The 18085-nt window shown below is 53.0% G+C and carries 14 protein-coding genes and 2 pseudogenes; 10 read left to right on the top strand and 6 right to left on the bottom strand.

Annotated features, from left to right (window positions below; genetic code table 11):
- Positions 1-78: 78 nt before the first annotated feature.
- Positions 79-642 (bottom strand): hypothetical protein, encoded by a 564-nt coding sequence (locus ABNV41_RS13365; RefSeq protein ID WP_050818998.1) that lies wholly within the window; start codon positions 640-642, stop codon positions 79-81.
- A 188-nt stretch (positions 643-830) separates the two neighbouring features.
- Between ABNV41_RS13365 and ABNV41_RS13360 the strand changes: the two genes are divergently transcribed.
- The 5 genes from ABNV41_RS13360 to cyoD all read left to right on the top strand — a co-directional run bounded on the left by ABNV41_RS13360 (position 831) and on the right by cyoD (position 6082).
- Positions 831-1607, top strand: a complete 777-nt coding sequence (locus ABNV41_RS13360) for a Bax inhibitor-1/YccA family protein (RefSeq protein ID WP_003629831.1) — start codon at positions 831-833, stop codon at positions 1605-1607.
- A 612-nt stretch (positions 1608-2219) separates the two neighbouring features.
- Entirely contained in the window at positions 2220-3146 is a 927-nt protein-coding gene (gene cyoA, locus ABNV41_RS13355) for a ubiquinol oxidase subunit II (protein ID WP_006116679.1), read from the top strand.
- Between the two features lie 5 nt (positions 3147-3151).
- A complete protein-coding gene (cyoB, locus tag ABNV41_RS13350) occupies positions 3152-5143 on the top strand; it encodes a cytochrome o ubiquinol oxidase subunit I (RefSeq protein ID WP_050819000.1) in 1992 nt (663 codons plus the stop codon).
- 1 nt (position 5144) lies between these two features.
- Positions 5145-5750 (top strand): cytochrome o ubiquinol oxidase subunit III, encoded by a 606-nt coding sequence (gene cyoC / locus ABNV41_RS13345; protein ID WP_003629826.1) that lies wholly within the window; start codon positions 5145-5147, stop codon positions 5748-5750.
- Positions 5750-6082 carry a cytochrome o ubiquinol oxidase subunit IV gene (gene cyoD / locus ABNV41_RS13340; protein ID WP_050819001.1) on the top strand — a complete coding sequence of 111 codons (333 nt, stop codon included), beginning with the start codon at positions 5750-5752 and terminating at the stop codon, positions 6080-6082. The genes cyoC and cyoD overlap by 1 nt, the downstream gene beginning before the upstream one ends.
- 269 nt (positions 6083-6351) lie before the next feature.
- On the opposite strand, the gene fdxA is transcribed toward cyoD, so the two are convergent.
- The 4 genes and pseudogenes from fdxA to ABNV41_RS13320 all read right to left on the bottom strand — a co-directional run.
- A complete protein-coding gene (fdxA, locus tag ABNV41_RS13335; protein ID WP_012812302.1) occupies positions 6352-6684 on the bottom strand; it encodes a ferredoxin FdxA in 333 nt (110 codons plus the stop codon).
- 176 nt (positions 6685-6860) lie between these two features.
- Positions 6861-7190: pseudogene (locus ABNV41_RS13330) on the bottom strand (DNA helicase); the annotation flags it as partial.
- A 178-nt stretch (positions 7191-7368) separates the two neighbouring features.
- Positions 7369-8754, bottom strand: a complete 1386-nt coding sequence (locus ABNV41_RS13325; RefSeq protein ID WP_349934794.1) for an IS1380-like element IS1380A family transposase — start codon at positions 8752-8754, stop codon at positions 7369-7371.
- Between the two features lie 93 nt (positions 8755-8847).
- A pseudogene (locus ABNV41_RS13320) lies at positions 8848-11064 on the bottom strand (helicase-related protein); the annotation flags it as partial.
- Between the two features lie 9 nt (positions 11065-11073).
- Between ABNV41_RS13320 and ABNV41_RS13315 the strand changes: the two are divergent.
- From ABNV41_RS13315 to ABNV41_RS13305, 3 genes are all read left to right on the top strand, one after another.
- Positions 11074-12660, top strand: coding sequence for a M17 family metallopeptidase (locus ABNV41_RS13315; protein ID WP_080986734.1), 1587 nt, complete (start codon positions 11074-11076; stop codon positions 12658-12660).
- Between the two features lie 155 nt (positions 12661-12815).
- A complete protein-coding gene (locus tag ABNV41_RS13310; protein WP_035353907.1) occupies positions 12816-13232 on the top strand; it encodes a MarR family transcriptional regulator in 417 nt (138 codons plus the stop codon).
- 142 nt (positions 13233-13374) lie between these two features.
- A complete protein-coding gene (locus ABNV41_RS13305; protein WP_003629818.1) occupies positions 13375-13821 on the top strand; it encodes a hypothetical protein in 447 nt (148 codons plus the stop codon).
- 8 nt (positions 13822-13829) lie between these two features.
- Here ABNV41_RS13305 and ABNV41_RS13300 read toward each other — a convergent pair whose 3' ends face one another.
- Positions 13830-14927 (bottom strand): UDP-phosphate alpha-N-acetylglucosaminephosphotransferase, encoded by a 1098-nt coding sequence (locus ABNV41_RS13300; protein ID WP_050819002.1) that lies wholly within the window; start codon positions 14925-14927, stop codon positions 13830-13832.
- On the opposite strand from ABNV41_RS13300, the gene ABNV41_RS13295 reads away from it, so the two are divergent.
- Both ABNV41_RS13295 and ABNV41_RS13290 read left to right on the top strand, forming a co-directional pair.
- Positions 14921-16951, top strand: a complete 2031-nt coding sequence (locus ABNV41_RS13295; protein WP_050819003.1) for a nucleoside-diphosphate sugar epimerase/dehydratase — start codon at positions 14921-14923, stop codon at positions 16949-16951. The two genes, ABNV41_RS13300 and ABNV41_RS13295, sit on opposite strands and share 7 nt — an antisense overlap.
- On the top strand, positions 16948-18084 hold the full coding sequence (locus ABNV41_RS13290; protein ID WP_087651678.1) for a DegT/DnrJ/EryC1/StrS aminotransferase family protein: 1137 nt from the start codon (positions 16948-16950) through the stop codon (positions 18082-18084). Before ABNV41_RS13295 ends, ABNV41_RS13290 begins: the two co-directional genes overlap by 4 nt.
- Position 18085 lies beyond the last annotated feature (1 nt).

Below are 18085 nucleotides of genomic sequence, written 5' to 3'. Positions count from 1 at the left end.
TAATTTCCCGTGCTTACAGGCCTGTAGAGCAGGAAATTATGCTCACAATCAGGTTATGAAAGGCGCTTACAATCCTTGTTATAACAAGGATGAGGGTGTGATGCAACCTGATGTAAACGCATAATCAGCCAGAAGTTCCATATCTGTCGTTTCACGATTTTTCCAAGAACTGAACAGGGTGAATTCATAAACCTCCTCTTCTGGTGCACGCAGGCTATGGTGGATACGTAACCAGTTGTGGACGTCTTCTGGGGGAACTGTTGAGATCGTGGCGAGTGGCACGCTGAGTGGGTGGCAGGTGCGCTTCACCTTCAGGCCTGCGTGTTGAGCCTGACGCCTGATTTTCACGGAAAGGTGATCACACACAGCCGACAGAATCTTGGCCGTAAGAATGATTCGTTCACCTTGCTGCACAACGTCTAACCCAGCGTGAACAAGTGTGGCCGGTGTTGATGTTTGGATAGAAAGCAGACCCGCATCCAGATTCTCCATGATGTCAGGATCAGAGGTTTCTCCCACAATCACCAGAGGCAGAAAGAGGAAGGGTTCAGGCTCCCATTCCCGGTTGGGGAAGAAGGTCTGAATCTGTTGGAAGAACTCCAACGTGGGGGCGGGGAGGCGGATCCCGGCAATCAGAAACATACTGGTACTTTATTCCTTGGCTTGTGAGAGCCGATTTGTGGGGGAATGCGTTATATTAAGAGATAACAATCAGGCGGGAATAAAACGCCCTGTTTTTGACCTGATTCTTTGTAACCCTTGACGACAGGGCAGGGCAGCCACAAGTATTAAGCAAAGCCGGCCTGTCCGGACAAGGAGAGTTAAACACCATGTCGTTTAGTCACGACTACCGATCCCCCGCTACGCCCACAGACTGGAATGCGCAGGCAGCCAATCTGGATGCTGGGCTGCGGGCCTATATGCTACGCGTTTATAACTGGATGGCATCTGGCCTGCTGCTTACCGGTATAGTGGCATATGTTATTGCCAACACAAGTTTGAGCCATCTGTTTTTTCAGGTGGTGCAAGTGCCGGGTGGCTTGGTGCCACGCCCAACATTGTTGGGTGACGTTGCCATGCTTTCACCATTGGCGTTTGTGCTGGTGATGTCCTTTGGTTTGAACAGGCTTTCCCTACAGGGTGCGCAAGCACTGTTCTGGGCGTTCTGCGCTGCCATGGGCGCCAGTATGGCCAATATCTTCGTTATTTATACAGATACATCCATTGTTCGGGTTTTTCTGGTAACGGCCTGCATGTTCGCCGCAACATCTTTGTGGGGATATGTCACCAAAGCCAACCTGTTGCGCTTCAGCTCTTTCCTGATGATGGGGCTTTTTGGGCTGTTGATTGCTGGTTTGGTGAACCTGTTCCTGAAGAGCCCGGCTTTGTACTATGTGTACAGCATTGTCGGCGTCTTCATCTTCACAGCGTTCAGTGCGTTTGATGCACAGCGTATCCGGGTCACCTATCCGCAGCTTGCTGCATATGAAGGCCCGGAAATGACAGCCAAGCGCAGCGTATATGATGCGTTGAGCCTGTATCTGAACTTCATCAACCTTTTCCAGTTTCTTCTGCAGTTTATGGGCGCAAGAAACTCCAACGACTAATTTATAAAGGAGTCGGCATAGGTTACTGGCTTTGTCGGCATCTTGGAAAAGAAAACCCAGCCTCTCAAAGGGCTGGGTTTTTTTGTATGGGAAGGTATGCTCTGGATGAATGGCGGCATGTTTGTCTGGAATGCGTACTAAAACAGGCCGTTATTGTGATTCAAGATTCTGTAACGAAAATGTGAGATAAATTTTTTTCATGTAACGGCATGAAATCGAAAGCGAAATTGTATTTCGATAAGATATAATGAAATATTTTGTAATATTTCGTGAAGTTGTTTGCCCCTGTTTTTATCGCACCAGCGTACCCATGCCGCAGCGCCATATCAGCTAACCTGATTATGACGAAAGGCTGATGGAACTTTTCCGACATTTGAGAATCTGCGCTTTAGGAATAAAGTGCCGACAAGGTGTTTTCGCACTCCGTTCATTTTGTCACCGGCATGATGTGCCGTGTTCCCTCTGTTTATGAGGGAAATAACGGTCTGGCATGTGTTAGTGGTAGGGGGGACGTGTTGAAACGCGGTTTTTCTTGCTGTTGTCAGGCTTCTATGGCAGCAGAACAAAGAGTCTTAGTGAGGCTAATTTGATGTCAGAACCAAGAGGCGTGCGATGAAAAACAAGTTACTGGCGAGAGTGGCGCGATTGGGCGGCCTATCGTCAGCATTGCTGCTTGCCGGGTGTGAACTTGATGTTCTCGACCCGAAAGGCCCGGTGGGTGAAGGGGTTAAAACCCTAATTGCCACCTCCACAGTCGCAATGCTGATTGTTGTGATTCCGACCATCCTGCTGACGCTTCTGTTTGCCTGGCAGTATCGCCAGTCTAACACGAGCGCCGAGTATCTGCCGAAGTGGTGCCACTCCAACAAAATTGAAGTGATTATTTGGGGCGTGCCTTCCCTGATTATCCTCTTCCTGGCAGTGATTACCTATCAGACCTGTCATTCTCTGGACCCGTATAAGCCACTTGAAGCAGAAGCTAATACCAAGCCTCTGCACGTTGAAGTGGTGGCTCTGGACTGGAAATGGCTGTTCATCTACCCAGAACAGGGTATTGCAACGGTCAATCAGCTGGCCATTCCGGTCAACACTCCGATTGACTTCAACATCACATCTGATTCCGTGATGAACTCCTTCTTCATCCCGCGTCTTGGTTCCATGATCTATGCAATGGCAGGCATGCAGACCCAGCTTCATCTGCTGGCGAGCGAACCAGGCGACTATCTGGGTGAATCTGCCAACTACAGTGGCCGTGGCTTTTCTGACATGAAATTCCACACGCTTGCTGTAAGCGGTGATGAATTCAATGCCTGGGTTGAAAAGGTGAAGTCTTCTTCCGAGCAGCTGGATAGCCAGACCTATCCGAAACTTGCTGCCCCAAGCGAAGCGAACCCCGTCGAGTATTTCGCGCATGTTGAACCCGGCATGTTCAACACGATCGTTGCCAAGTACAACAATGGCATGGTCATGGACAAAAGCACTGGCAAGATGATCCAGGTGCAGCAGTCTGCGATGTCCGACATGAATATGAAGGAATAGGATCTATGCTAGGGAGACTATCGCTCTCGGCCATCCCGTTGGATGTGCCGATCCTGGTAGGGACGTTCATCGGCGTTGTCATTGTCGGTGTCGCGGTACTGGGACTTATTACGTATTACGGTAAGTGGGGCTACCTCTGGAAAGAGTGGTTCACTTCTGTTGATCACAAGCGTCTAGCCGTGATGTACATCATCTTGGCACTGGTCGCTCTTTTCCGTGGTTTTGCTGACGCTATCATGATGCGTACTCAGCTCGCGCTGGCGTATGCAGGTAACCCAGGCTATCTACCACCACACCATTACGATCAGATCTTCTCCGCTCACGGAACGATCATGATCTTCTTCCTGGCCATGGCGTTCATGACCGGTCTGTTCAACTTCATCGTGCCTCTGCAGATTGGTGCGCGTGACGTTGCTTTCCCGTTCCTGAACAACCTGAGCTTCTGGATGACGGCTGTTGCGTTTATCCTGGTGAACGTTTCTCTGTTCATTGGTGAATTCTCGCAGTGCGGCTGGCTGGCATATCCGCCTCTGTCCGAAAATCAGTTCAGCCCTGGCGTTGGTGTTGATTACTACATCTGGGCCGTTCAGATTTCCGGTGTTGGCACGCTGCTGACCGGTGTGAACTTCTTTGTAACCATCGTGAAGATGCGCGCTCCGGGCATGACCTGGATGAAAATGCCTGTTTTCACCTGGACAGCTTTCTGTGCTTCCATCCTGATCATGGTGGCCTTCCCTGTTCTGACGGTTGCAGTTGCTCTGCTGGGTCTGGATCGTTACTTCGGGATGCACTTCTTCACCAATGATGGTGGTGGCAACCAGATGTTGTACCTCAACCTGATTTGGGCTTGGGGCCATCCAGAAGTTTATATTCTTGTTATCCCTGCCTTCGGTGTGTTTTCGGAAGTTGTTCCTGCATTTTCCGGCAAGCCGCTGTTTGGTTACAGCACCATGGTTTACGCAACCTGCTCCATCATGGTTCTGTCCTTCCTTGTGTGGGTTCACCACTTCTTCACAATGGGCGCTGGTCCGGACGTGAATGCCTTCTTCGGTATCGCGACCATGATCATCTCCATTCCTACTGGTGTTAAGCTGTTTAACTGGCTGTTCACCATGTATAAGGGCCGCATCCAGTTCCATGCTTGCATGTACTGGGCTGTTGGCTTCATGATCACCTTCACCATCGGTGGTATGACCGGCGTTATGCTGGCTATCCCGGGTGCTGACTTCGTTCTGCATAACTCCCTGTTCCTGATTGCTCACTTCCATAACACCATTATTGGTGGTGTGTATTTCGGTTACATCTGCGGCATGAACTTCTGGTTCCCGAAGGTGATGGGCTTCAAACTGAATGAAACCTGGGGCAAGCGCGCTTTCTGGTTCTGGTTTGTTGGCTTCTATTGCGCATTCGTACCGCTCTACATCGTCGGTTTCGAAGGCATGACCCGTCGTCTGAACCACTACGACAACCCGGCATGGCATCCGTGGCTGCTGGTTGCTGAAGTTGGTGCAGTTCTGGTTATGCTTGGTATCGCTTGCCAGCTTACACAGCTGTATGTTTCCATCCGTGACCGTAACCTGCCGCAGAACCGCGACGTGACCGGTGACCCATGGAATGGCCGTACGCTGGAATGGTCCACGTCTTCTCCGCCGCCGGTCTATAACTTTGCTATCGTTCCTCATGTGCACGAACTCGATGCGTTCATGCATGATAAGGAAAATGGTATTGATACCCGTCAGGCTGGTGCTCAGTACGAAGCAATCCACATGCCCAAGAACACCTCTTTGGGTCTGGCTTGTGGTATCTTTGCCCTGATCTTCGGTTTTGCTGCGGTTTGGTACATCTGGTGGCTGGCTGTTATTGGCCTTGTTGGTGTTATCGGTTCGGTAATTGCCCGCAGCGCTGATAAGGATATTGATTACTATATCCCTGCCGAAGAGGTTGCCCGGATTGAAAACGAGCACACCCGTAAACTGATGGCACAGGCAGCTGAATAACATGGCACAGAACACAACTGTTCAGACCGCAGGCCACGACGAACATCACCACGAATCTCCGGTGGTGTTCGGGTTCTGGGTCTATCTGATGACGGACTGCATTATCTTCGGCACGCTTTTTGCCGTGTTTGCAGTTCTGCGTAACCAGTTTAACGGTGGCCCAACCGGCCACGAACTGTTCGAATTCGGTGGGCTTGGGCTGGAAACAGCCCTCCTGCTGGTTTCGTCCATCACTTATGGGTTCGGCATGATTGCCGCCCATAAGAGCCAGGTTTCCAAGGTTATCCTTTGGCTTGGCGTTACCTTCCTGCTTGGCCTTGGCTTTGTGGGGCTGGAACTGCGTGAATTTGCGCACATGATCGCAGAAGGCGCCGGTCCGGATCGCAGTGCATTCCTGTCTGCGTTCTTTACGCTGGTGTCTACTCACGGTCTGCATGTCACGTGTGGTCTGATCTGGATTGTTACCCTGATCGCTCAGCTGATGGGTACGACTGAAATTCCGGAACGTATGATGAATAAGCTCACCTGCCTGAGCCTGTTCTGGCACTTCCTGGATATCGTCTGGATCTGCGTTTTCACCTATGTCTATCTGGCGAGCATGATCTGATGAGCAATCCGCATACATCCTCCTCAGGCGAGAGCCACGGTAGCGTATCTTCTTACATTATCGGGTTTGTTCTTGCCGTTGTCCTGACGGTCCTGTCGTTTGGCGTGGTGATGAGCCATAGCCTTTCGCCAGCCGGCACTCTGGCTGCTATTTCAGCTCTCGCTCTGGTTCAGGTTCTGGTGCATCTGCACTACTTCCTGCACATGGGCGGAGACTCCGAACAGCGCTGGAACAACATGTGCTTTGTTTTCACCGTTGCTTTCGTGGCCATCCTGATTGTTGGTTCGGTGTTCATTATGAACAACACCGCGCTGCACATGATGTCCCGCTAATATGGTGAGGTTTCTACCGCCACGTTAAGTGGCGGTGGGAAAGCAAGCTGAAAAAAGCCCCTGTAGCTATAATGGCTACAGGGGCTTTTTTTTATGGGCTATGTCTTTGGCGGACCTATGCAAGGCAACTGGTATCCACTGTTCTCTGCCGCGATATGAGCTGTGAATGAAGTGTGGAACATCCACCAAGCTGTTAGGTTCTGGGCATAAAAAAATGGTGCCAGCCTAGGGCCGACACCATTCCTTCAAACCCAAGTAAATAAGGGTTTTCAGTCTTTCTGCGGATTGGGAGAAAGCAGCTCTGTTTTGTTAGGCTTGTCTTTCCATTCTTCCGCATCGGCCGGGGGCGTGCCCTTGCGTGTAATGTTTGGCCACTGGGTGGCGTATTTTGCGTTGATTTCTGCCCACGCTGCTGCACGGTCGTCGCTATCAGGGAAAATGGCTTCGGCGGGGCATTCAGGCTCACACACGCCGCAGTCAATGCATTCATCTGGGTTGATGACCAGAAAGTTTTCACCAGCGTAGAAGCAGTCAACGGGGCAGACTTCCACACAGTCCATGAATTTGCAGCGGATGCAGTTTTCAGTGACCACGTAGGTCATTGCCATCTCCGAAAATATCTGGCGGTGGAGGAGGGGCTCTCACCGCGTGGGGTCAGATGGCAGTACCGTTATATAGAAGCCTGCCACCAAGGATGGCGCAGATATGAGGCGCTTTTGGCCTAATGGCAACCCGCCTGTGTAAGGAGGGCAGCTTTCTTTTTACAGCAGAGCTAGGGTTAGGGGTGTTGCCGAAGCGTTGCCAGCACAGCAAAGGGACTGTTGTGGTTATATTTTTCTGACGGAACTTTCCCTGTACGCTTTTTTGAGTGTTTCCGATTTTTTACAGTTTTCCGGGGGATAATTAGAAAAGGGGCAGGTGGTCCTGCGTGTGTATCCGGTAAAATCTGGGGTTTTTGCACATGTAACCCAAGGCTGCGCAAAATGCCCGGAAGAATAGCCTTTTTTACCCCTAACCGAGAGGCAAAGAAATTCGGAATCTGCCGTGATCCGTGTGCAATCAGGGAAACAGATTCTGCATACAGCGCAGCAGCAATATCGACGCTGATTTCTCACACTTGAGGCAATTTCGGGTTATTTTGTAGAATTCAGTCATCCCACAGGAGCCCGATCTGGAATATTGACGATATTCTGCTTCTGGCAGCGGGTTCTGAACGCAGTGAGGGTGTCACGGCCTGAGAAGGCAGTGTTGGTGGAAGCTATGTGGTCTGTGCACTGTCTGTTTCTTCAGATGGCCTGCCGGAGCCTTCGCAATCGTGCATGAGCGAGGGCGAATTCATGCTGACAGGGGAACATGTCCGGCATGGACAGGACAATCCGACGGACGCTGACCTTTACGACTGTTGCGATTTTGAGCAGTCGTGCGCGTATGGTGCCACAGGTCGCCGTCTCCAGGCTGGTCTGGCCAAGGGCCAGTCTTTGCAGAGCGGTCAGCAGGACATAGGCTGCGGCCGAGAACCACAGCCGGAGCTGGTTGGCCCGGATGGTGTGGGACGAGGTCCTGTCTGAGAACAGATCCATCTGGCATTCCTTGATGCGGTTTTCCATATCCCCGCGTGCGCAGTAAATCTGTTCGTAGAGATGGCGGGGGTCGGACATTCCCTGCGGTAGCGTGGTGACAATAAAGCGATGATAGCGGTTGCCGTGGCGCCATTCGGCCTTGGCCACGACCCGCCTGCGGCGCGTCCAGCTGTCCTTTGTGATCCAGTCAAAGGAGGCGAAACCGCGCGCAGCTCTGCCTGTCGTGGCGGCTTCGTCACGCACCTCAGCGGACAAAGAGGCAATCCGGTCATACAGGCGGGTGTTGCCTGCAAGCCCGAACAGGAAGTCAACGTGGTTGTCTTCGCACCATGTCATCAGACTATCCCGGGCGAAACCGCTGTCCCCACGCACCAGGATACGCACCCGGGGCCAACGGCTCCTGATCTGCTCCACGATCCGGCGGATGTCTGCCAGTGCTTCCTTCCCCGGGTCCCTGTCTGCCGTGCGCAGGGTAGCGCTGAGGAGATGGTCCCCGCAGAAGACATACAGGGGAAGATAGCAGTTATGGCCGTAATATCCATGAAAGGCGCGGCCTTCCTGATGGCCATGGATACGGTCATCGGTGGCATCCACATCCAGAACGATCCGGGCGGGTGCGTGCTCATGCTGGTCAAGGAAGAGCGTGACGAACAGGGTAGCCAGGGCCTCATGATCAGCAATGATGCGGCAGTAACGATCTGCCTTGTGCCCACTGCGCTCCAACCGGTTCAGTGTAGATTTGCCAGCCAATGCTGCGCAGTTTGCCCGGCCTCCTGACAGACGGCCCGAGGCCAGACCAAAGATCAGGTCATGCCGCAGGGCATCGTGATCATTGAGATCTTCATAGCCCAGTGCCAGGCCCATGATCCGCTGACGGACAAGGTCTTCAACCCGGTATTCCACAAAGCCGGGATGCCGTTCATCGCGAAAACAGGCAGCAAAGCGGCGACTGAGACCCAGAATGTCATCAGCCTGCTTCACCAGAATGACGCCCCCATCCGAACTCATGCGACCCCCGTCAAAACGGGCCACAACACGCCGTCCACAGGAGGCTGGAAACTCATACGCGCCTGCGCTACACTCTGTCTGCATCGGGTTTTCTTATAGCTTACGAAAATTTCTTTTACGTAAAACAGACTTTTTCATAACCTAACCCGATGTACAACCCTTCTGTGAGATTTCCGCGTCGAGTCGGATTAAGGTGCCTTCGGAAATAACCCACCCAAGTTGCATAAGCAGAGATTTTTGAGCCGCTGTTAGATTGGCGGGTAAAGGCGCAGAAACGGCACCTGGGCGTGGAAGTTCTGGCAATACAATGCCAGAGTGCAGGCTGAGCAAAAGCGCGCGCAAAGCCATGGCGCCAGGACGCATCATTTTACTACAGAACACCGTATTTTTTTGCTGGGTGATCTGAAGGCGCTTCAGTATGTGTCTAGCAGATGCAGGCAGGGTGGAAAGGTGCGGCACCTCCGCTACGCCACCGTTTTCTACCAGCATATGCACCATGCCGCGGAGTAACGGTTGATCTGCAACTGCTTTTTCTGCCCGAAAGAGCGGTGCCAGCTCTTTGTGGATGTATGCGTTCACAAAGGTAGCCAGCCGTTGCCGGATTTTTTCTTTCTGACCGGGTTCCAGAAATTCTGCCTCGCGCACTTCAATAACTGGGTGCAGCACATCTGCCCCGGCTTGCAAACGCGCAATCGTATCTTCCTGCCAATTGAGTGCGCCACTTTGCAGGTTCAGCGTTATTTCGGTGTCTGGTGCCTGTAGGAACTGCGCAACACGATGGGGAATCTGGTTACGTGCTGCTCTGCGCGCTGCTTTAAGAATCAATTTCTGGTCAGACTGCGCAGCTTCGGGGTCTGGTATAAAGCTAAAGCCCCGCATATGGCCTACAGCATGCCCTTCTACGCTTACTTCTCCCGTCCGCGTAATGGCCGAAAGCAAAGGGGTGGTGTCTGCTTCTTCTAGGCGTCGTGCCAAGCTTGCCGCGCGTTTATCTACAAAGCGCGTTGTCAGACGTTCATGTAATACATCAGAAAGAGCATCTTCCAGCCTTAGGGTATGGTTACGCCAATGTGCAGCGTTTTCCACCCAATCCGGTCTGGCAGAAACGTAAGACCACGTGCGAATGCCCATTAGGCGCTGCATCAGAACATCAATGTCCCCTTCCAATTGCTCCAAATTGGCAAGGCGAGATTTCATCCAAGCAGAAGGTAGGTGTCCTTTTTGGGCAAGAAGAATGAAAATTTGCTCACACAACCGGATGTGGCTGTCTTCTCCCAGTTTGCGAAAATCTGGAATCTGGCACACCTCCCACAATAGCTGAGTGCGCGCAGGTGTATGGGCCAGTTTTTGCACTGTGGCATTCTGCATGAGCGCAGAGAGTGCCAAGAGATCAGATGCTGGAGCGGCAGATTTCAGGCAGCGGTCAGGGGGCTTTTGGCACAAGCTGGCATAAAGAGTGCTGGGAGACGTAAAATTGAGCTTGCTGTTACGCCACCACAAAAACGGTAGCGGTTCAAAATGGTGGGTTTCTATGGCCTCCACCATTCCTTCGGGAAAGGCAGGACATTCCCCAGTTGTGCCAAAAGTACCGTCCTGCGTGCCGCGGCCTGCGCGGCCTGCAATCTGTGCGGCTTCTGCTGGGGTAAGCAGCCGGTTTCTGTAACCATCAAATTTGCAGATATTGGCAAAGGCTATGTGCCGAATATCCATATTCAACCCCATGCCAATGGCATCGGTTGCTACCAGATAATCCACTTCCCGGTTTTGATAGAGGGCTACCTGCGCATTGCGAGTACGTGGGGAAAGCTGCCCCATTACCACAGCACATCCCCCGCGTTTGCGGCGGATGAGTTCTGCAATGGCGTACACTTCGGCCATGGAAAAAGCCACAATAGCCGTGCGCGCTGGCAGGCGTGATAGGCGCATGTGCCCTGTATATGTCAGGTTGGAAAGGCGCGGGCGTGTGTCTATTTCTATGTCGCGGATCAGGGTTTTCAGCAGCGGCGCGATAGTTTCTGCGCCCAGAAAAAGCGTTTCAGACAGCCCGCGCGCATTCAAAAGCCGGTCTGTAAAAACATGGCCGCGTTCTGGGTCCGCACACAGTTGAATTTCATCTACGGCTACAAATTCCACCTTACGGTCAGATGGCATGGCCTCTACCGTGCAGGAAAACCAGCGTGCCTGTGGTGGGATGATTTTTTCTTCACCCGTAATCAGCCCAACAGAGCGCACGCCCTTAAGCTTGACCATGCGTTCGTAGTTTTCACGCGCCAGCAGCCGCAGTGGAAAGCCGATCATACCAGAGGAATGGGCCAGCATCCGTTCTAGCGCCAGATGTGTTTTTCCGGTGTTGGTGGGGCCCAGAATGGCCCGCACGGGAGCATCGTCCGGCATAGATGCGTGATGAGCGGCAGCAGCCATACGGCGGGAAGAAACCATCATGCAAACATCGTCTGCTGCTGCGTGTGGAAAAGCAAGCCATCAGATGCCATTATCCTTACAGACCGAAATATGCTGACAGGCCATTTGCCTGAAAGCGAAGGGAGAAATGTCATGCCTGTTCGTGAAGCCGATTGTCTGGTTGTGTCCCGCCGAGGAAGCAAGGTGCGTACTGTTCATGCTGTTCGCCCTTCAGATCAGGCAGTTTTGGGCTCATGGATAGGGGAGCAAGCAGCGGCTTTTGCAGAAAGTTGCGGCTTTAAGGCGCGTCCGGGCCAGCTGGTAATGGTGCCAGATACAAATGGGGTGCCAACAGCATTATTTGGAGTGCCCGAACAAGGTGTGGTGGACCCATTTGTTTTCGGGGCGCTGGCACAAGACCTGCCCGCAGGAGATTGGCGGGTAGAAGCGCCGGATGACATTGCGCGGCATGATGTCATTTTGGGTTTCTGCCTTGGGGCTTATCAGTATGGGCTGAAATCTGCATCCGCCAAAAAACCCACAACACGCTTGGTGGTTACGGCGCAGGAACGTGCAAGCGTGGCATCGGAAATGGCGCGTTCCATCTGGCTTGCGCGTGATCTGATCAATACGCCCGCCAATTTGTTGGGACCATCAGATCTGGCACGTGCAGCCAAAACGGTGCTCAAGGAATTTGGTGCCCATGTGGACGTTATAAAGGGTGCTGCGCTGGATAAAGCCTATCCTTTACTGGCGCATGTGGGGAATGGATCAGACCGCGGCCCACGCGTGGTGGTGGCGCAGTGGCAGGGCAGCACGGCAGATAAAAAAGCACCGCTGATTTCTTTGGTGGGTAAGGGTGTGTGCTTTGATAGTGGGGGTTACGATCTCAAGCCCTCCAGCGGCATGCTACGCATGAAAAAGGATATGGGTGGGGCAGCAACTGTTTTGGCTCTTGCCCGCCTGATTATGACGCAGGATTTGCCCGTAAGGTTGGAAGTGCGCCTGGGGTGTGTGGAAAACAGTGTGTCCGGTCATGCCATGCGCCCGTTGGATGTGGTGCGCAGCCGTTCTGGCCTTACAGTGGAAATTGGCAATACAGATGCAGAAGGCCGTCTGGTTTTGTGTGATTTGCTGCACGAAGCCGGGGAACAGAAACCTGATCTGTTGTTAGATGTTGCAACCCTAACAGGGGCTGCGCGTGTGGCGCTGGGGCCAGATTTACCCGCCTTGTTGTGTAATGATGAAGCTGTTGCCACGGCATTTTTGGAAGCCGGGCAGCAGGAAGCAGACCCCATGTGGCGCTTGCCCTTGTGGCAGGGGTATAAGGAATGGCTAGGAAGTTCTGTTGCAGATATTAGTAATATTTCATCAAGACCTATGGCAGGCGCGATTACTGCCGGATTATTTCTTGAACGATTTGTAAATCCAGATCAGCGCTGGGTGCATATCGACAGTTATGCCTGGAATGACAGCTCTCGCCCAGGACGGCCAAAAGGTGGGGATTCTCCTGGGGTTCGGGCCATTTTTAAAGCTATTACGCACCTTTTTTGTGAAGAACAAAATGCTGCTGCCACAAAGGTGTCATAAAAGAAGAGACAATATGTTTTTATTAATACTTTAAAAGAGTCGTTTCGCCTCCTATATGAAATCCCAAGGGGATTCGTTCCGTAACAGGAAGCGGGAACATGTCGCTTTATCCTGAGAGATCGGGATAAGCGTGCAGCAAAAGGAAAGTGAAGCTTATGCCTCAGGCAGCAGAAAAAACAGAGGATCTGGCCAAAACTCTGCGCGATACGATTGTGTCTTTGGTGCGTGGAGATGCTCCAGATTTATCCGCTCGCCAACTGGCAGTGTTTTTGACGTGCTATCTGGATGAAACCGGCCATACCGTACGTGGTTTGGCTGCTAGCCTGAATGTTTCCAAGCCCGCCATTACACGTGCTCTGGACCGGCTGAGTGAACTGGATCTGGCACGCCGTAAGGTTGATCCGCTGGATCGTCGTTCCGTGCTGGTGCAGCGTACACCTAAAGGTGCTGCTTACCTGAAGGAAATTCGCACCATTATGGGTGAAACTGTAGAAAACGCAGCCCGCAAGGCCCAGCGCTCTGCAGAGCGTGAACCCGCCGCCCGTCGTGTGCGCCGTGTGATGGCTGCCTGAGTTCTAGCTGCTTCGTCCAGTTTGAAACTTTTGTAGACAGTAAACGTTTTTTCTTCACGGTTTTCTGAAAAGCCTGCTGTTTTATATATTAAAGCAGCAGGCTGATTTTTCAGCCTGACCAACAAGAAGAAAGGAACGTTTCATGCGATTTTCTTCATTTTTTGCTGCAGCAGCGCTTGCGGCATCAGCTAGTTTTATTCCTGTTGCCCATGCTGAAGATGCTATGGGCTCGCCCACAGCTACGGTTACCATTACGGCAAGATCAGCCGATATTGGTGTAGGCTATACATGGGGTGGTGGCAGGCTGCGTTATGGCGGAAAAACTTATAAGTTTTCCATTACCGGTGGCACAATTGCTGCCGTTGGCTATTCCAAAATTGAAGGCAAAGGCACCGTTTATAATCTGCATCGTTTGTCAGATTTTAATGGCACCTATGGTGCTGCTCATGGCGAAGCAACGCTGGGCCAAGGCTTGGGTGGTGCTGTTCTGGAAAACAAGAACGGTGTGCGCATCAAGATCGAAACCATTTCTCAGGGTGCTCGGCTTGCCGGTTCCGCACAGGGTTTGACCCTAACGTTGGAAAAATAAAGCTATATTTACCACGCGCCAACAGGGTGTTGGCGCGTGCGTAAAATGGCAAAGCCTGTCCATACAAGTTGGGGCACACACACAAGTATAAAAGCCGTTATACTTCCCGCCACAACCGGCATGGGGGCTACAAAACAGCTTACCATCATACCCCAAAGCGTGAAGGCCCATTCCATAATGGAAAGGGCAGGGGCGTATATGCCGCTCCGGTGTAACACCTGATATAAATGTCCACGATGCGCCTGCACCAAGGAATGCCCGGCCAATTTGCGGCGAATAAGCGTAAAAATAACATCATAAATCAACGGAAACAGCAGTGCAGACCCAACAACCCACCCTGAGGGCAGTGGAGAATGTGCCGCGATATACAGGGCTGCAGCTCCAGCTAATAAGCCACACCCTTGGCTTCCTACATCACCCAGAAAAATACGCGCATTGGGGAAATTGAAAGGCAGAAAACCTGCCAAACAACAAGCCATGAGCAATGCAGGCCAGCGTAAGGCTGGCACGCCCAGATAAGTGGCGGCTCCGGCCAGACATAGTGCTGCAACACATAAACAGCCAGAAATCAGCCCGTTTAACCCATCCATAAAGTTGACGGCATTGGTGATAAATATCAGCCACAATATGGAAAGAGCAGCCCCAATAACCGGTGTGGGCCAAGGCAGAGTAATGCCTCCAGCTACAATTATGCAGGCTGCGGCACATTGCGCTGCAAATTTAATAGCCGGAGACCATTGATAAATATCATCCAGCCACGAAACAGCGCACAGCAACAAGGTGGCAGCAGCCAACGCGCAGGCTGAGAAAGAAAAAAGTGGCTGGCCAGTAACATACATAAGAACCGGCAAAACACCTGCAAAAGCAAGCATTACGCCTATGCCGCCTCCTTTGGGTGTAGGCGTATCATGGGCGCTGCGGTGGCCCGGTGTATCCATAACGGCAAGCCCGATCATACCCCGCACAAGGCAGGCTGAAAGAATGCAGGCACCTAACAGGCAAAAAATTGCCACACAGGAAAAAGAAAAAGACATGAAAAGACAGTCGTCCGGTTGAGCCGCTTCTAGGATGGCAGGTGCTACGCTATAGGTGCAAGATAATGGCATCACAACACTCTCAGCCCCTGCACCGTAATCCGCGCCTGCGCCCTGTAAACAGGATAGCCGTAAATATCCTGTTGGATGGCGTATTGGCAGCCTTGGCAGCACCTCTGGCACGGTGGTTGGCAGCCCCGCAAGATGGGTTGCTGCATCCACTCTGGTTTCTGGCCGGAGGGGCTATCACGCTGCTTGTCAGCGGGGTGCCATTTCGTATGCCGCAACAGTACTGGCGGTTTTCGGGCGTTTCAGATCTTTTGGGTATTGCCGGGGCCTCTATTGCCAGTTCCGTACTGTTTTCGTGCGGGCTTGTGGCTGTGGGCTTTCCGCTACCCAGTCTAACCTTTCCCATTATTTATGCGCTGGTTCTGTTGGTGATGTTGGGCGGGCTGCGTGTTGGGTACCGCTTGGCGCACAGAATAGCCCTCCGCCGCGCCAATTTGCGGCGTGTGGTGTTGATAGGGGCAGATACGGTTGCTGATCTGTATTTGCGTGCGTTGGAGCGTAACCCGGAAGCCGGGATTCGTGTTGTCGGGCTTGTGGCTTTGGGCACGCATCAAGCAGGTCGGCGCATCCATAACGTGCCTATTCTTGGGCACGTAGAAGATATTGGTGCCATTTTAGACCGGCTGGCAAAAAACAACGTACTGCCCGAATCCTTGGTGGTGACAGACCCTTCTTTCCGTGGTCGTGCCCTGACAAATGTTCTGGATGCTGCGGCTGTGCATGGTATCTCGGTATTGCGCACACCCGCTTTAACAGATCTTACTCCAGCAGAACGTGTGCAGTTGCGCCCTGTGCCGCTGGAAGATCTGCTCAACCGCCCGCAAGTGCCATTGGACCGGGAAGGTATGGAGCGGCTTGTGGGTAACCACACAGTTCTGGTTACGGGGGCCGGTGGCACCATTGGTTCAGAACTGGTGCGGCAGATTGCTCTGTTAGGCCCTGAACGCCTAATCCTGCTCGACCATGGTGAGTTTGAACTGTGGCAGATAGATGTAGAGCTGGCAGATTGTGCCCCCCATGTGCCGCGTGAAGTGGTCGTGGCCGATGTACGAGATGAAGCCCGGCTAGATGAGGTAATGGCCCGTTTCCGCCCAGAACTGGTGTTTCATGCTGCCGCCCTGAAGCATGTACCAATTGTAGAGGCAAACCCGGCAGAAGGGTTGCTAACCAATGTGCATGGTACACGCGTTGTGGCGGATACGGCATCCCGCCACGGAGCGCAGGCCATGGTGGTGATTTCAACAGACAAGGCGGTAAATCCGTCCAGCCTGATGGGGGCATCCAAGCGCGCGGCAGAAATGTACTGTCAGGCGCTGGATGTACGTGCCCGTGCATCGGGTAAGCCTGATGCCATGCGGTGTGTTACCGTGCGCTTTGGCAATGTGCTGGGGTCTACCGGTTCTGTGGTTCCTCTGTTCCGCCGGCAGCTAGAACGCGGTGGCCCACTTACAGTCACACACCCGGAAATGCGCCGGTATTTTATGACAGTGCCAGAAGCTGTGGGGTTAGTGCTGCAAGCCAGCGTGCGCGGCATGCGCCATACCGATGGTTCTGGCACTGATGACCTGCTGCGGCATGGTGGTATTTTTGTGCTGGATATGGGCGAACCCGTCCGTATTGTAGATCTGGCCCGGCAGATGATCCATATGGCCGGTTTGCGCCCTGATGAAGATGTAACCATCCGTTTCACGGGTCTGCGGCCCGGTGAAAAACTGTATGAAGAACTGTTTCACGGTCGGGAAGCCCCGGTGCCAACCGATGAACCCGGCTTACTGATGGCTACCCCTCGGTTGGTGGATCTGGAGCAGATACGCCAGGCGGTGGATCAGATTACGGCCTATGCGCGAGAAGGTGATGTGCAGGCTGCTTTGCGTATTCTGGCATTGCTGGTGCCGGAATTCGATCATAACCCAGCGGGAGAGGTGCGTGCCCTGGCGCCGGAATCTGCGGCGTCTGGTGCTATGGCTGCGGGTGTTGTACACAGCGGACAGGCGCAGGCCGATGGCAATGAGCAGGTGGCATTATGAGCAGTTCACAAAACAGGCCTATCGCTTTTCTTGATCTCGCAGCCCAGCAAAAACGGCTGGAGCCCGCATTGCGGCAGCGGCTGGAGGCTGTTCTGGCGCATTGTCGCTTTGTAATGGGGCCAGAAGTTCAGGAACTGGAACAGCGTTTGGCCCAGTGGTGTGGTGCGCAGGAATGCGTGGGTGTTTCCTCCGGCACAGATGCTTTGCAGATTGTGATGATGGGGGAGCAGATTGGCCGGGGTGATGCTGTGTTCCTGCCAGCGTTTACCTATACCGCCACGGCAGAAGTGCCTTTGGTTTTGGGTGCCACGCCCGTTTTTGTAGATGTTGACCCAAACACTTTCCAGATTGACCCAGAGCATCTGCGCAGCCGTATTCGTGCTGTGCGAAAAGCAGGTAAACTGAAGCCCCGCGCCATTGTTGGGGTGGATCTGTTCGGCCAGCCTGCACCGTGGGCAGATTTGCGCGCCATTGCGCAGGAAGAAGATCTTTTTCTGTTGGCAGATTGCGCACAATCCTTTGGGGCAAAGCTGAATGGTGCGCCTTTGGGGCGGGAAGCCACAGCAACAACGCTTTCCTTCTTTCCGTCCAAGCCTTTGGGTGGGTACGGAGATGGCGGCGCTATTCTAACGGATGACCCGGAACGCGCTGCTCTTTATCGTTCCCTGCGTACGCATGGCGAAGGCACAACCCGGTATGAGGTTTTGCGCACCGGTATGAATGGGCGGTTGGATACCCTGCAAGCCGCTGTGTTGCTGGCCAAGCTGGATGATTTTGCACGAGAACTGACGCGGCGTGAGGAAATTGCCTGCCAGTACGATGCAGGTCTGAAAGATGTGGTGCAGGTACCCGCGCGCGTGCCAGACAGCCAGAGCGCATGGGCCATTTATTCCGTATTGCTGAAAAATAGTGCCGAGCGTGAGCAGATGCAGGCCCGCCTGAAAGAGCAAGGTGTGCCTTCAGCCATTTACTATCCGCTGCCGCTGCATAAACAGCCAGCCTACCGTGATCATCATGATGGTACGGCGCTGCCTGTTTCTGAAGATCTGGCACAGCGGATTTTGGCGCTGCCAATCCACCCGGAACTGACTGATGAAGAAGTAGCCCGCGTTATTGCAGCGGTGCGCGGGTAAG

The organism is Acetobacter sp. A11-2 (assembly GCF_040208445.1).
GTDB lineage: Bacteria > Pseudomonadota > Alphaproteobacteria > Acetobacterales > Acetobacteraceae > Acetobacter > Acetobacter oryzoeni.
The sequence above is the reverse complement of the archived record's forward strand: the minus strand, read 5'-3'. Positions and strand labels throughout refer to the sequence as shown.

Excerpts from the sequence above, each read along its gene's own strand:
- ABNV41_RS13310 (WP_035353907.1), top strand. The coding sequence starts at position 12,816 with ATGCCTCAGGCAGCAGAAAAAACAGAGGATCTGGCCAAAACTCTGCGC.
- cyoB (WP_050819000.1), top strand. The coding sequence starts at position 3,152 with ATGCTAGGGAGACTATCGCTCTCGGCCATCCCGTTGGATGTGCCGATC.
- ABNV41_RS13365 (WP_050818998.1), bottom strand. The coding sequence starts at position 642 with ATGTTTCTGATTGCCGGGATCCGCCTCCCCGCCCCCACGTTGGAGTTC.
- cyoD (WP_050819001.1), top strand. The coding sequence starts at position 5,750 with ATGAGCAATCCGCATACATCCTCCTCAGGCGAGAGCCACGGTAGCGTA.
- ABNV41_RS13300 (WP_050819002.1), bottom strand. The coding sequence starts at position 14,927 with ATGCCATTATCTTGCACCTATAGCGTAGCACCTGCCATCCTAGAAGCG.
- ABNV41_RS13325 (WP_349934794.1), bottom strand. The coding sequence starts at position 8,754 with ATGCAGACAGAGTGTAGCGCAGGCGCGTATGAGTTTCCAGCCTCCTGT.
- fdxA (WP_012812302.1), bottom strand. The coding sequence starts at position 6,684 with ATGACCTACGTGGTCACTGAAAACTGCATCCGCTGCAAATTCATGGAC.
- ABNV41_RS13295 (WP_050819003.1), top strand. The coding sequence starts at position 14,921 with ATGGCATCACAACACTCTCAGCCCCTGCACCGTAATCCGCGCCTGCGC.
- ABNV41_RS13305 (WP_003629818.1), top strand. The coding sequence starts at position 13,375 with ATGCGATTTTCTTCATTTTTTGCTGCAGCAGCGCTTGCGGCATCAGCT.
- ABNV41_RS13360 (WP_003629831.1), top strand. The coding sequence starts at position 831 with ATGTCGTTTAGTCACGACTACCGATCCCCCGCTACGCCCACAGACTGG.
- ABNV41_RS13315 (WP_080986734.1), top strand. The coding sequence starts at position 11,074 with ATGAGCGGCAGCAGCCATACGGCGGGAAGAAACCATCATGCAAACATC.
- ABNV41_RS13290 (WP_087651678.1), top strand. The coding sequence starts at position 16,948 with ATGAGCAGTTCACAAAACAGGCCTATCGCTTTTCTTGATCTCGCAGCC.
- cyoA (WP_006116679.1), top strand. The coding sequence starts at position 2,220 with ATGAAAAACAAGTTACTGGCGAGAGTGGCGCGATTGGGCGGCCTATCG.
- cyoC (WP_003629826.1), top strand. The coding sequence starts at position 5,145 with ATGGCACAGAACACAACTGTTCAGACCGCAGGCCACGACGAACATCAC.